This window comes from Halosubterraneus shenae (genome assembly GCF_050510935.1).
GTDB lineage: Archaea > Halobacteriota > Halobacteria > Halobacteriales > Haloferacaceae > JBDGPU01.
The window spans coordinates 584,563-596,872 of record NZ_JBNLVO010000002.1; the positions used below are offsets into that span (position 1 = coordinate 584,563).

12 protein-coding genes are annotated in these 12,310 nt (G+C 68.7%); 6 read left to right on the forward strand and 6 right to left on the reverse strand.

Features of this window, described 5'->3' with window-relative positions; genetic code table 11:
- The first annotated feature begins 2 nt into the window (after positions 1-2).
- The 4 genes from ACQE3M_RS06085 to ACQE3M_RS06100 all read left to right on the forward strand — a co-directional run bounded on the left by ACQE3M_RS06085 (position 3) and on the right by ACQE3M_RS06100 (position 3,187).
- A complete protein-coding gene (locus tag ACQE3M_RS06085; protein WP_430504576.1) occupies positions 3-446 on the forward strand; it encodes a thioesterase family protein in 444 nt (147 codons plus the stop codon).
- 155 nt (positions 447-601) lie between these two features.
- On the forward strand, positions 602-1,744 hold the full coding sequence (locus tag ACQE3M_RS06090; protein WP_430504577.1) for an acyl-CoA dehydrogenase family protein: 1,143 nt from the start codon (positions 602-604) through the stop codon (positions 1,742-1,744).
- Entirely contained in the window at positions 1,744-2,634 is an 891-nt protein-coding gene (locus ACQE3M_RS06095; RefSeq protein ID WP_430504578.1) for an alpha/beta fold hydrolase, read from the forward strand. The genes ACQE3M_RS06090 and ACQE3M_RS06095 overlap by 1 nt, the downstream gene beginning before the upstream one ends.
- Before the next feature lie 25 nt (positions 2,635-2,659).
- On the forward strand, positions 2,660-3,187 hold the full coding sequence (locus ACQE3M_RS06100; RefSeq protein WP_430504579.1) for an Lrp/AsnC family transcriptional regulator: 528 nt from the start codon (positions 2,660-2,662) through the stop codon (positions 3,185-3,187).
- Between the two features lie 12 nt (positions 3,188-3,199).
- Here ACQE3M_RS06100 and ACQE3M_RS06105 read toward each other — a convergent pair whose 3' ends face one another.
- The 4 genes from ACQE3M_RS06105 to ACQE3M_RS06120 all read right to left on the reverse strand — a co-directional run bounded on the left by ACQE3M_RS06105 (position 3,200) and on the right by ACQE3M_RS06120 (position 7,298).
- Positions 3,200-3,637, reverse strand: a complete 438-nt coding sequence (locus ACQE3M_RS06105) for a MaoC/PaaZ C-terminal domain-containing protein (RefSeq protein WP_430504580.1) — start codon at positions 3,635-3,637, stop codon at positions 3,200-3,202.
- Positions 3,634-4,116, reverse strand: coding sequence for a PaaI family thioesterase (locus tag ACQE3M_RS06110; protein WP_430504581.1), 483 nt, complete (start codon positions 4,114-4,116; stop codon positions 3,634-3,636). Before ACQE3M_RS06110 ends, ACQE3M_RS06105 begins: the two co-directional genes overlap by 4 nt.
- Before the next feature lie 4 nt (positions 4,117-4,120).
- Positions 4,121-6,082, reverse strand: coding sequence for a 3-hydroxyacyl-CoA dehydrogenase/enoyl-CoA hydratase family protein (locus ACQE3M_RS06115; RefSeq protein WP_430504582.1), 1,962 nt, complete (start codon positions 6,080-6,082; stop codon positions 4,121-4,123).
- A 148-nt stretch (positions 6,083-6,230) separates the two neighbouring features.
- Entirely contained in the window at positions 6,231-7,298 is a 1,068-nt protein-coding gene (locus ACQE3M_RS06120; RefSeq protein ID WP_430504583.1) for a phosphotransferase family protein, read from the reverse strand.
- Between the two features lie 171 nt (positions 7,299-7,469).
- On the opposite strand from ACQE3M_RS06120, the gene ACQE3M_RS06125 reads away from it, so the two are divergent.
- Complete coding sequence (locus ACQE3M_RS06125) at positions 7,470-8,687, forward strand: acyl-CoA dehydrogenase family protein (RefSeq protein ID WP_430504584.1); 1,218 nt, start codon at positions 7,470-7,472, stop codon at positions 8,685-8,687.
- Positions 8,688-8,736: 49 nt separating this feature from the next.
- Here the strand turns inward: ACQE3M_RS06125 and ACQE3M_RS06130 are convergent, their stop codons facing one another.
- Positions 8,737-9,516 (reverse strand): HAD family hydrolase, encoded by a 780-nt coding sequence (locus ACQE3M_RS06130; protein WP_430504713.1) that lies wholly within the window; start codon positions 9,514-9,516, stop codon positions 8,737-8,739.
- Positions 9,516-11,114: a class I adenylate-forming enzyme family protein gene (locus tag ACQE3M_RS06135; RefSeq protein ID WP_430504585.1), complete on the reverse strand. Its 1,599-nt coding sequence runs from the start codon at positions 11,112-11,114 to the stop codon at positions 9,516-9,518. The genes ACQE3M_RS06130 and ACQE3M_RS06135 overlap by 1 nt, the downstream gene beginning before the upstream one ends.
- A gap of 141 nt (positions 11,115-11,255) precedes the next feature.
- Between ACQE3M_RS06135 and ACQE3M_RS06140 the strand changes: the two genes are divergently transcribed.
- Complete coding sequence (locus tag ACQE3M_RS06140) at positions 11,256-12,035, forward strand: SDR family NAD(P)-dependent oxidoreductase (RefSeq protein ID WP_430504586.1); 780 nt, start codon at positions 11,256-11,258, stop codon at positions 12,033-12,035.
- Positions 12,036-12,310: the final 275 nt, after the last annotated feature.

Genomic DNA, 12,310 nt, shown 5'->3' on the forward strand with positions numbered 1-12,310 from the left:
CGATGGCGGACGAGCAGTCGCCGTCGCCGCTGTCGAACATCTCCCCCGGGCTCGAGTTCTCGGAAACCTGGCCGGTCGGTCGCTTCGAGCCCCAGACCATCGTCGACGGCGTCGACGTCGTCGCCACGCCCGAGATCATTGGGTGTATGGAGGGCACCGTCCGGGACGCGGTGACGCCACACCTCCCGGACGGCTATCGCGTCGTCGGCTCCGAGGTCGAGTGTGACCATCGCGCACCGACGCCCGCCGGCGGCGAGGTCGAGGTGACGGTCGAGATCGAGGCGGTCGACGAGGAGAATGACCAGGTCGTCGCCACGGCGACGGTCACGGACGATGCCGGCATCGTGGCGACGGGCCGAATGCAACACGCGGCCGTCGACCGCGAGACCTTCGGGGGGTCCGTCGAGCGCCGCTTCGCCGAACTGTCGGCCGCCGGCCCAGAGTAGCGGGCCGGCGCCCCCGAGTAGCGGCTCGGCGGCGCCGAGTAGCTGGCCGTCGGCGGCGGTCGCTCGCGACGTTTCCACGCCGTCGCCATCTCTTCGATCTTAACACTGTTCGCACTTCTCCGAAAATACTTTTTATTGGAAGCCTATTGTGGCGTATGGCATTTCGACTGTCAGACGAGCAGCAGGCGATTCGGGAGGCCGTTCGCGAGTTCGGCGAGGAGGAGATCCGGCCGATCGCCCGCGAGCACGACGAGGAGCGCAAGTACCCCGCCGACCTCGTCCAGAAGGCGGCCGACCTCGACTTCATCGCCCCGAACATCCCCCGCGAGTACGGCGGCGCGGGCATGGACACGCTCTCCTCGACGATCATCACGGAGGAACTCTGGCGCGCGGACCCCGGCATCGGGAGCGCCATCGGGAGCCGCGGGTTCGGCTCCAACATGATCAACAAGTACGGTGACGAGTGGATGAAAGAGGAGTGGCTCACGAGGATCGCCTCGGGCGAGTCCGCGTGTGCGAGCGCGATCAGCGAACCGGCCCACGGCTCCAACGTTGCCGGGATGGAGACGCGCGCCGAGAAGGATGGCGACGAGTGGGTGATCAACGGCAACAAGATGTGGATCACGAACGGCACCGTCGCCGACGTCGCCGTCGTGATGGCCAAGACCGACCCGGGCGCCGGTCGCAAGGGGATCAGCGCGTTCCTCGTGCCGACCGACGCCGAGGGACTCACCGCCGAGAAGATCAACAACAAGCTCGGCATTCGCGCCTCCGACCTCGCCGAGCTGCTGTTCGACGACGTCCGCATCCCCGAGGCGAACCTCATCGGCGAGGAGAACAAGGGCTTCTACCAGCTGATGGACTTCTTCGCGAGCGGCCGCGTGAGCGTCGCGAGCCAGGCCGTGGGTGCAGCACAGGCCGCGCTCGACGCCGCGCTCGACTACGCCGGCGAGCGCGAGCAGTTCGACCAGCAGATCAGCGACTTCCAGGCTATCCAGCACAAGCTCGCGGAGATGGCGACGAACATCGAGGCCGCGCGCTCGCTCACCTACCGGGCGGGCTCGTACGTGCAGGGCGGCGACGACCAGCTCGCGACGAAGTTCGCGAGCATGGCGAAGCTGTTCGCCAGCGAGCACGCCGTCGACGTCGCCGACGAGGCGATCCAGGTCCACGGCGGCGCCGGCTTCGTCACCGACCACCCGGTCGAGCGCTACTACCGCGATGCGCGCATCACGAAGATCTACGAGGGGACCAGCGAGATCCAGAAGAACATCATCGCCGACAACATCCTACAGTAATGGTCGACCACGACACCTGGAGCGACCGACAGGACCGCACCGCGGTCACCGTCGACGGCCACGACCTCGAGGTGGCGTACTACGAGTCGGGGCCCGAAGATGGGGCGAGCGCGGGTGACGGCGCCAGCGACGGCGACGAACCCACGGTCGTGTTCCTCCACGGCATCCCGACGTGGTCGTTCCTCTGGCGGGACGTCGCGCCGGTCGTCGCCGAGGACCGCCGCGTCATCGCGCCGGACCTGGTCGGCTACGGCAACTCGGCCATGCACGACGGCTTCGACCGGTCGATCCGCGCCCAGGAGGCGATGCTCGACGACCTGCTCGGCCAGCTCGTCGACGGCCCCGTGACGCTCGTCGCTCACGACATCGGCGGCGGCGTGGCGCTCCGGTACGCCGCACACAATCCCGATGCCGTCGACCAGCTTGTCGTGTCGAACGCGGTCTGTTACGACTCCTGGCCGGTCGAGTTCATCAACGACCTCGGGCTCCCCGCGACTATCGAGGAACTCGGCGCCGAGGGCGTCGAGGCGAAGCTCGACTACGCGTTCGGTGACGGCCTCTACGGCGACGATCCGAACCCCGAGTTCGTCGAGGGCATGAAGGCGCCCTGGGACTCCGAGGAGGGCCGCGTGTCGCTCTCGCGGAACGCGGCCGCGACGAACACCAGCCACACGACGGAGATCGACTACGGGGCCATCACGGCGGAGACGCTGCTGCTCTGGGGCGACGACGACGTGCTCCAGCCGGTCTCGTACGCGGAGCGGCTGGCCGAAGACCTGCAGGACGCACAGCTCTCGCGGCTCAGCGAGGCGTTCCACTGGGTCGTCGAGGACCGGACCGAGGCGTATCGCGACCGACTCACGTCGTTCCTCGCGGAAGGGGAACCCTGATTAAACGGTCCCGAGAACCACCACTATGAGCGACCAGAGCGATTCCCCCGACTGGGACTTCAAGGATCGAGACATCGCGATCCTCCGGGAGCTCACCCGGAACCCGCAGCTCTCCTCGCGGGAGCTCACGACGATCCTCGCCGAGGAGTACGACATCGAGGTCTCCCACGTCACCGTCAGCGAGTCGATCCGCGAGATGCGCAACGAGGGCGTGTTCCGGGAGGCGATCATCCCCAACGAGGAGTACTACATCTTCGGCCTCTTCGAGTTCAAGTTCAACCCCTCGAACTTCGAGGAGGGCTGGCGGGACGCGATGGAGTACATCCGCGACGACCCGCACACGCTGTTCTACTTCCTCTCGGACGGGGAGTACCAGTGGAAGACGGTGATGATGTTCCCGAGCCGCGAGGACGAGTCCCGCTGGATCCACGAGTTCTACCGCGAACACGGCGACGTCATCGCCAACATCCGCAACTCCGTCATCCACAACGTCCTGAAGTTCCGGACAGACCCCGAGATCTTCGAGGGGCTGAACGGGAAGACGAACGAGTAGCCCGAAACCCGGCTACTTCACCAGCGAGAGCAGCTCGCAGGTGAGCACGACCTCGCCGTTCTCCTTCAGTACCTCCGTCTCGTACCGGACCATACCGTTCGCTGTCGGGTGGTCGCGTGGCTCCTTCTCGACCAGCTCGGACTCGACGTGGACCGTCTCGCCGATCGTCGTCGGCCCCGTGAATCGCAGCTCGTCGACGCCGTAGAAGGCCACCACGGCCGCGCGCTCGTCCCGCACACGACGCAGGAGGCCGGTCATCAGGGAGAAGATCAGCGCGCCATGGGCGACCCGCTCGCCGAACGCGGAGTCCCGGCCCGCCGCCTTGCTCGTGTGCAACGGGTTGAAGTCGCCGCTCACGCCCGCGAAGTTCGTCACGTCGGCCTCGGTGATCGTCCGCGTCGGCGTCGTCACCGTGTGGCCGACCTCCAGGTCCGCGAAGTCGCGGCTCACGGCGACTCCTCCCGGAACAGCCGGTAGCTCGTGGAGCCGACGGCGACCTCACGGCGCTCGCCGTCTGACCCCTCGCTCGTCACCGTCGCCCGCGTGACGCCCATCGACCCGCCCGCGCGGACGACCTCGGCCTCGACCCGGAGGTCGCCGGTCGCGGGTCGGAGGTACGAGACGTCGAGGTCCGTCGTCGTCAGCCGCGCGGCGCCGGGGTCCTCGAAGGTGGTCCGGAGGACGAAGCCGCTCGCCGTGTCGACGAGCGACGCCGTCACGCCGCCGTGGACGACGCTCTCGCTGCCCGGCGCGGGGTTCAGCAGCTTCTCGTCGTGCGGGATCGCCATGACGATCCGGCCGTGCTCGACCGCCTCGACGGTGACGCCGAGCCACGAGAGGAACTCGTGGGAATCGACGAACGCCTGGAGGTCGGCGACCTTCGAGGCCGACAGGTCGCCGGCGCGCGCCGCGGAGCCGTTCTCGCTCATCGGCTCACTCGCCCCGGAACTCGGGCTCGCGGTCCTCGCGGAACGCGGCGGTGCCCTCGCGGACGTCCTCCGTGCTCATCAGGAGGCCGAAGCCCTGGCTCTCCATGGCGAGGGCGGCGTCGAGGCTGGCGTCCGCGCCCTCGTTCATCACCGTCTTCGCCACCTTGAGGCCGATCGGCGGGCCCTCCACGACGTCGTCGACGAACTCGCCGACGACCTCGTCGAACTCCTCGGCCGGGACGGCGCGGTTGGCGAGGCCCCACTCCGCGGCGCGCTCGGCGTCGATGCGGTTGCCGCGGAACACCAGCTCCTTCGCGCGGGTCTCCCCGAGCAGGCGGAGGAGCCGCTGCGTGCCGCCGCCGCCCGGAATGAGCCCGAGGCCGATCTCCGGCGCGCCGAACTCGGACCCCTCGGTCGCGATCCGGAGGTCGCAGGCCAAGGCGAGCTCCAGGCCCGCGCCGAGACAGTAGCCGTCGACCTTCGCGATCGTCGGGCGGTCGAAGTCGTTGACCGTCTCGAAGGCGGGCGTCACGTCCATCGCGTCGGTTGCGTCGAGCTCCGCGAAGCCGCCGATGTCCGCGCCGGCGCTGAACGCGCGGTCGCCCGCGCCCTCGAAGGTCACACAGCGCACGTCGTCGACGTCGACCGCGGAGAGCAGGTCGTCGATCTCGCCGAGCAGGTCGCCGGAGAGCGCGTTCATGCGCTCCGGGCGGTCGAGCTCGATCTCCAGCAGGCCGTCGTCGTCGAGCTCGTAGTTCAGCAGGCGGTAGTCGCCGGGGCCGTCGCCGCCGGTGTCGTACTCGTGGAACCCGGCACCGGCGTCCTCGCCGGTGCGGCCCGCTTCGACGAGTTCGACGAGGTAGTCGTCGGGTGCGAAGCGGTCGTCGCCGGTCTCCTCGTAAAGGGTCTCGAGCTTCTCGAGGACTGCGTCGAGGCCGATCTTGTCCGCGCGCCGGCAGATCCCCTCCGGGAAGCCGAGGCCAAGCTTGACGCCCGTGTCGATCTCCTCCGGCGTCGCGACGTCGTCGCCGACGAGGTAGGCGGCCTCGTTGATCATCCGCGCCTCGACGCGGAGGGTGTCGAAGCCCTCGCCGTCGCCGGGCTCGTAGTCCGCGCCGTCGCCGTCCTCGTAGTCGTAGTAGCCCTTGCCGGTCTTGCGACCGAGCTCCTCGGCCTCGACCTTCGCCTCCATGATCGGCGGGATGGGTGTGCCCGCCTCCTTCCGGACGTGGTAGCCGACGTCGATGCCGGTGAGGTCCGCGAGCTCGAAGGGGCCCATCGGATAGCCGCGCCGGTGGACCATCGCCGCGTCGGCCTGCCGGATCGTCGCCTCGTCGTTCGAGACCATCCACGCGGGTTCGGCCGAGAAGGGACCGAGGACGGTGTTGACGACGAAGCCGCGAACGTCCTTCCGGACGTAGATGGGCGTCTTGCCGAGCGACTCGACGAACGCGTAGCCCGTTTCCGCCGTCTCGTCGCTGGTCTCGTCGCCGTAGATGACCTCGACGAGGTCCATCTTCACGGGCGGGTTGAAGAAGTGGAGGCCGAGCACCTGTTCGGGGCGGTCGGTCGCCGACGCCATCTCCGTGATGCTCAGGCTGGAGGTGTTCGACGCGAGGAGGGCGTCGTCGGGCGCGTACGCGTCGAGGTCGCTGAATATCTCCTTTTTTAAGTCCATCCGCTCCGGCGCCGCCTCGACGACGAGGTCGGCGTCGGCGACGGCGGTCTCGAGGTCGACCTCCGTGTCGATCCGCGAGAGGATCTCCGCGGCCGGCTCGTCGAGGCGGCCTTTCTCCTCGAGCTTCTCCAGGCTCCACTGGACGTCCTCGTAGCCGTCCGCGACGAGCTCTTCCTCGACGTCGCGCATGGTCACGTCGTAGCCGGCCATCGCGGCCACTTCCGTGATGCCGTGGCCCATGTTGCCGGCACCGAGCACCGTCACGCGTTGCACGTCAGAAATTGTCATACGGACCGCTGATCGGTAGCTCGGAACTTAACTCCACCGGAGGATCCTTATCGCTGTAAAATAAAACCGGGATAAACAGAACAGTAGTGGATATAAACCGACTTGGAGTAACTGTTGTTAGGGGATGAGGGAGGAAGACCCGCCCGGCTCAGAGCGGTTCGTCGCCGTCGATGATCCGTTGCGCGCGCTCGGCGAGCGCGGGCACGCGCTGTTCCATCTTGGGGTACATGGGGTCGTCGCTGTTGCCCTCGAGGTAGCGCCGGTAGAACATCTCGCCGAGGGCCGCGAGCTTATAAACGGCGAGCGCGCGATAGAAGCGGTCCTGCTCGTACTCGATCCCGGTGGCAGCCTCGTACCGCTCGACGAGCTCGCGGCGGGTCGGGTAGCCGTCGGCCTCCATGAACGTCGCCGTCAGCTCCGGCGTCGCGGGCTCGGGGTCGCCGGGGTCGCGCCAGTAGGAGAGCATCCAGCCGAGGTCCGCGAGTGGGTCGCCGAGCGTCGCCATCTCCCAGTCCATCACCGCGGCGAGTTCCGGCGGCGTCCCCGGGGCGAACAGCACGTTGTCGAGCTTGTAGTCGCCGTGGACGAGGGTGTGCTCGTGCGCCTCGGGGCAGTGCTCGGCGAGCCACTCGCCGACCTCGGCCAGCGCCGGGACGGTGCGCTCCGCGGCGGTTCGCTCGGTGGCCCACGCGATCTGCTGCTGCCAGCGGTCGACCTGGCGCTCGGTGTAGCCCGGTGGATGGCCGAACTCGTCGAGGCCGACGGCCGCGTACTCGAGCGTGTGGATCTCCGCGAGCGTGTCGACGAGCTCCTCCCCGACCCGCCGGCGAGCCTCGGGAGTCCCGAACCGCTCGGGCTCCGCGTCGCGGAGGACGTCGCCGGCGACCTTCTCCATCACGTAGAAGTCGCTGCCGAGGACGGCGTGGTCCTCGCAGGCGAGCACCGGCTCCGGGATGGGGACGTCGGTCCCCTGCAGCGCGTCCAGCACGCGGTACTCGCGGAGCACGTCGTGGGCGGTGTCAGCGGTCTCGCCCGGCGGCGGTCGACGGACGACGAGCTCCCGGTCGCCCCAGGTGACGAACAGCGTCTCGTTGGAGTGACCCTCCGCGTGGTGGCTGACCTCGTACGCGTCGGCCTCGCCGAGTTCGGCCGCGAGGTAGCGGCGGAGCGCGTCCTCGTCGACGAGGCGCTCGAAGTAGTCCACGCCGTCGCTCATGGTCGCTCGCCCCCCGGCGTCGTCCCCGCGGGCCCTCGCGGGCCCGGTTGGGATCCCGTATACTGACTCGACATCGATCTTGGTTCGACTGTACGAGCAACTATGGTTTAGAACTTACGAGGGTAACAAATCCGGCGCAATACTTTTACACTGTTATAGGCATTTTGAGGCATGGAGTACGACGACCCAGAGCGGGGCCGAGCGGTCGCCGAGCGCGTCCGAACGTTCGTCGACGAGGAAGTGATCCCGGCCGAGCGCGAGTACCTGGGCAACGAATCCGTCCCCGAAGCCGTGGTCTCAGACCTGCAAGAACAGGCGCGGGAACGCGACGTCTTCGCGCCCCAGATCCCCGAGGAGTACGGCGGACTGGGGATGGACTTCCGGGAGATGCTCCCGGTGTTCGAGGCCGCGGGCCGGAGCCTCCTCGGGCCGGTTGCCATCAACGTCGCCGCGCCCGACGAGGGGAACATGCACACCCTCGAGCTGGCCGGCACCGAGGCCCAGCAGGAGGAGTGGCTCCGCCCGCTGGCGAACGGCGAGGCGCGCTCGGCGTTCTCGATGACGGAGCCGAACCCGGGTGCCGGCTCGGACCCGAAGATGATCCGGACGACCGCCGAGAAGGACGGCGACGAGTGGGTGATCAATGGCCACAAGTGGTGGACGACGCAGGGGTCCGAGGCCGACGTGCTGCTCGTGATGGCCCGGACCGACGAGGACGCACACCCCTACGAGGGCTGCTCGATCATCCTCGTCCCGGCCGACACGGAGGGCGTCGAGATCGTGCGCGACATCCCCCACGTCGGCGGCGAGGTGACCGGGATGGGTCACGCCGAGATCCGGTACAACGACGTGCGCGTGCCCGCGGAGAACCTCGTCGGCGCGGAGAACGACGGGTTCGCCATCGCGCAGGAGCGGCTCGGGCCGGCCCGGCTCACCCACTGCATGCGCTACTCCGGGATGGCCGAGCGCGCGCTCGACATTGCGAAGGCGTACGCCGACGAGCGCCAGGCGTTCGACAGCAAGCTCTCGGAGAAGCAGGCGATCCGGTTCGACGTCGCCGAGACGGAGATGGAGCTGCACGCCGCACGCACGATGGTCCGGCACGCCGCCCGGCAGATCGCCGCCGGCAACGAGGCGCGCATCGGCGTCGCGATGAGCAAGGTGTTCACCGCCAACGTCGTGCAGGACGCCATCGACTCGGCGGTCCAGATCTGCGGCGGCAACGGCATCGGGAAGGACCTCCCGCTGGCGGACTTCTACGAGGACGTCCGCGCGTTCCGCATCATCGACGGCGCCGACGAGGTCCACAAGCGCGTCATCGCCCGCGACGCCTTCCGCGACCTCGACCCGAGCGAGGTCGAGCACCTCACGACGTACGAAGGACGGTAGGCCTCGGGATCGACATTTAAAAAGAGCGTCGCCAGCGACGTCCGCCGCTCTATTTTACCCCGCCGGCGCCGCCGGCGCTGCCGTCACCGACCCCAACGATCTCCAGCACTGCCCGCAGCTCCTCGACCGTGTAGTCGACGGCGGGTCCGTCGTCGGCGCCGTAGGCGACGGTGTCCAGCCCCAGTTCCTTCGCCCCGGCCACGTCGTGGTCGTAGCGGTCACCGATCATCAGCGCGCGGTCGGGGTCGACGTCGGCCGCCGAGAGCGCGGTCTCGAACATCGCGGGGTCCGGTTTCGTGCGCCCCACCGCCTCGGAGGTCGTGATGGCGTCGAAGTGGTCCCGCACGCCGAACGTCTCCAGAATCCGGTGGCCCTCGTCGGTGTCGACGTCGCTGACGACGCCGACGTGGAGGTCCGAGTCCGCGAGGCGCTCGATGGTCGCGACCGCAGTCGGATTGGGGCGGATGGTCTCGGTCAGGATCGGATCGAACAGCTCCCGCCACTCCTCGCGGGGGACTTCCCGACCGACGACCGCGGCGTTCGCCCGGTCGTAGGCGGCCCGCGCGGCGCGGAACTCGTTGCCGTCGCGTTCGCGGAAGTGGTCACCGACGACGCCACGCCAGGTCTCGATGGGTTCGGCGACCGGGTCGTCGCCGTCGGCGACCTGGTCGTCGACGCCGGCAGTCCCGTATCGCGCGACGAGCTCGTCGACGAAGCGCTCGTGGGCTCGCTGGACCGACTTGAGGTCGAGGATGACGCCGCCGATGTCCCAGAAGACGGCGTCGTAGTCGCCGGTTTCCGGCTGTCCCGGTGCGTCCTCTGACACGATTACGCCCCCGAGTCGTCCGGCGTGAGCTTGAACTTCTGGACCTTCCCGCTGGCCGTGCGGGGGAGTTCCGCGACGAACTCGACCTGCCGCGGGTGTTTGTACTCGGCGAGGCTGTCGAGGCAGAACTGCCGGAGCTCGTCGGCCGACGGGTCGGCGTCCGCGGCGGGAACGACGACGGCCTTCACCGTCTCGCCGCGGCGCTCGTCCGGCACGCCGACGACCGCGACGTCCGCGACGGCCGGGTGCTCGTGGAGCAGCTCCTCCACCTCGCTCGGGTAGACGTTGTACCCGGCCGTGTTGATCATGTGCTTCTTCCGGTCGACGATCTCGTAGTAGTTGCCCGAATCGCGGCGCGCGACGTCGCCGGTCCGGAAGTAGCCGTCGTCGGTGAACGCCTGCTCGTTCGCCTTCGGAAGGTCGTGGTACCCCTGCATCACTTGCGGCCCGCGGACGAGGAGCTCGCCCTCCTCGCCGGGCGGGACCTCCTCGCCTTCCTCGTCGACGATCTTGCAGTCGGTCATTCGGAGCGGCTGGCCGATGGTGCCGAGCTTGTGGCCGTACGTCGTCGCCGCGCCGGTGTGGGTCGCCGCCGCGGTCTCGGTGAGCCCGTAGCCCTCCCAGGTGTCGACGCCGGCGACGGCCTCGAACTCCTCCTGCACGGCGACGGGCATCTTCGTCCCGCCCTGCCCGGCCTCGCTGAGGGTCGAGAGGTCGTACTCGCCGAACGCCTCGTGGTTCACCATGTCGACGTACATCGTCGCGACGCCGATGAACCCCGAGATCGACTCGGCCTCGATCGTCGCCATCGCGTCCTCGGCGTCCCACTGGCCCGGGTCGCGGACGTAGACCGTGCCGCCCCGGATCAGCGTTTGCCAGGTCGAGTGGACGAAGCCGGTGATGTGGTACAGCGGCAGCATGGCGAGGCTCCGGTCTTCGGCGGGGTCGAGGTCGACGAGCTCGAAGCCCGAGTAAGCGTGCGCTCGGAGGTTCTCGTGGGAGAGGAGGACGCCCTTCGGGTCGCCGGTGGTCCCGCTCGTGTACGGCTGGAGCGCGATGTCGTCGGCGTCACGCTCGACGAATGTCGGTTCGCCGTCAACGGCGGCGAAGTCGACATCGGGGCCGGGGAGGGTGGAGCTGGAGTCGGCTTCGTCGGCCCCGTCGCCTCCTTCCGCCGACCCGACCGTGATCACCGCCGGTTCGTGGTCGCCTTCCCGGATCGCCTCGACGAGCGCCGGGCGGAGCGCGGCGTGGGTGACGACCGCCGCGGCGTCGGTGTCGGCGAGCTGGTGGTCGATCTCCCGGGCCTTGTACTGGGGATTCATCGGCGAGCCGACGGCGCCGGCCTTCAGGATTCCCAGCGACGCGACGACGTACTCCGGGCAGTTGGGGAGGTAGATCAGGACTCGGTCGTCCTCCCCGACGCCGAGCTCGCGGAGCCCGCCGGCGAACCGGGCCGAGCGGTCGCTGAGCTCCCCGTGGGTCATCTCCCGGCCGTGCATCTCGAGGGCCACGTCGTCCGCGTGCGCCGCCGCGGTCTCGTCGTGGAGGCGCGCGACGTTCCCGGTGCGCGCGGCCTCGCTGAAGCCTGACTTCTTCATGATCCGTGATAGCTGTCACCACAAATGAAGATAACGATCGTGAGGGTACGCCCACATTTATTAATGTGGGAGCAAAATTCCGCGAAAGAGGTTAACAATGATAATCACAGGCGGCTACGCGGCCACGGCGGAGGAGCGGCCATGAGCGGCGACCGATTCAGCGTCGACGGCAAGACGGCGATCGTCACCGGTGCGTCGAGCGGGATCGGGCGGACCATCGCGGAGCAGTTCGCGGCCGACGGCGCCGCCGTCGTCGTCTGCTCGCGCGAGCAGGGGAACGTCGACACCGTCGCCGAGGGGATCGAGGCGAGCGACCGCGACGGCCGCGCGCTCGCCGTCGAGTGCGACGTGACGGACCGCGAGGCCGTCGAGGCGCTCGTCGACGCCACCGTCGAGGAGTTCGGCGGCGTCGACGTCCTCGTCAACAACGCCGGCGCGAGCTTCATGGCGCCGTTCGAGGAGATCAGCGCGAACGGCTGGGAGACCATCGTCGACATCAACCTCCACGGCACCTTCCACTGCACCCAGGTCGCCGGCGAGCGCATGCGCGAGGGCGACGGCGGCGCCGTCATCAACGTCGCCAGCGTCGCCGGCCAGCGCGGCTCGCCGCAGATGAGCCACTACGGCGCCGCGAAGGCCGGCGTCATCAACCTCTCGACGACGCTCGCGAACGAGTGGGCCAGCGAGGGCGTCCGGGTCAACTGCATCGCGCCCGGCTTCGTCGCCACGCCCGGCGTCGAGAGCCAGATGGGCGTCAGCGCCGACGACCTCGACCGCGACGACGTCGAGCGCCGCATCGGCAAAACCGAGGAGATCGCCGACCTCGCGCAGTTCCTCGCGAGCCCCGCCTCGTCGTACGTGGTCGGCGAGACGGTGACGGCGGCGGGCGTCCCGCGGATCGACGAATCGCCGGAGGTGTAGCGAGTGACGGTGTTCGGTTGCAGTAACGTCGACGTGCCTTTTTAAGGAAGGATCGGTCGATTCACGCTTCCTTTTTGAGTAGAATCGTTCGACCTCGCCGGTCCGTGCTCGACGCCCGGACGAGAGCGGAGACCGGCGTCGTCCCCGGTAGCCCGGACCGAATTTCGGGGGAGTGTCCGCGTTTGCGTCGTCTTTCTTTTAAACGGCCGCGTTGTGTGACCGTCTCGCCGTCGCTCGGGTTTGCCACGCGCAGCGGACGTGGAGTCCGCTGCTGG

Bases quoted from the DNA above. Each gene is read 5' to 3' on its own strand.
- ACQE3M_RS06085 (WP_430504576.1), top strand. From the start codon at position 3: ATGGCGGACGAGCAGTCGCCGTCGCCGCTGTCGAACATCTCCCCCGGG.
- ACQE3M_RS06090 (WP_430504577.1), top strand. From the start codon at position 602: ATGGCATTTCGACTGTCAGACGAGCAGCAGGCGATTCGGGAGGCCGTT.
- ACQE3M_RS06095 (WP_430504578.1), top strand. From the start codon at position 1,744: ATGGTCGACCACGACACCTGGAGCGACCGACAGGACCGCACCGCGGTC.
- ACQE3M_RS06100 (WP_430504579.1), top strand. From the start codon at position 2,660: ATGAGCGACCAGAGCGATTCCCCCGACTGGGACTTCAAGGATCGAGAC.
- ACQE3M_RS06110 (WP_430504581.1), bottom strand. From the start codon at position 4,116: ATGAGCGAGAACGGCTCCGCGGCGCGCGCCGGCGACCTGTCGGCCTCG.
- ACQE3M_RS06115 (WP_430504582.1), bottom strand. From the start codon at position 6,082: ATGACAATTTCTGACGTGCAACGCGTGACGGTGCTCGGTGCCGGCAAC.
- ACQE3M_RS06120 (WP_430504583.1), bottom strand. From the start codon at position 7,298: ATGAGCGACGGCGTGGACTACTTCGAGCGCCTCGTCGACGAGGACGCG.
- ACQE3M_RS06125 (WP_430504584.1), top strand. From the start codon at position 7,470: ATGGAGTACGACGACCCAGAGCGGGGCCGAGCGGTCGCCGAGCGCGTC.
- ACQE3M_RS06135 (WP_430504585.1), bottom strand. From the start codon at position 11,114: ATGAAGAAGTCAGGCTTCAGCGAGGCCGCGCGCACCGGGAACGTCGCG.
- ACQE3M_RS06140 (WP_430504586.1), top strand. From the start codon at position 11,256: ATGAGCGGCGACCGATTCAGCGTCGACGGCAAGACGGCGATCGTCACC.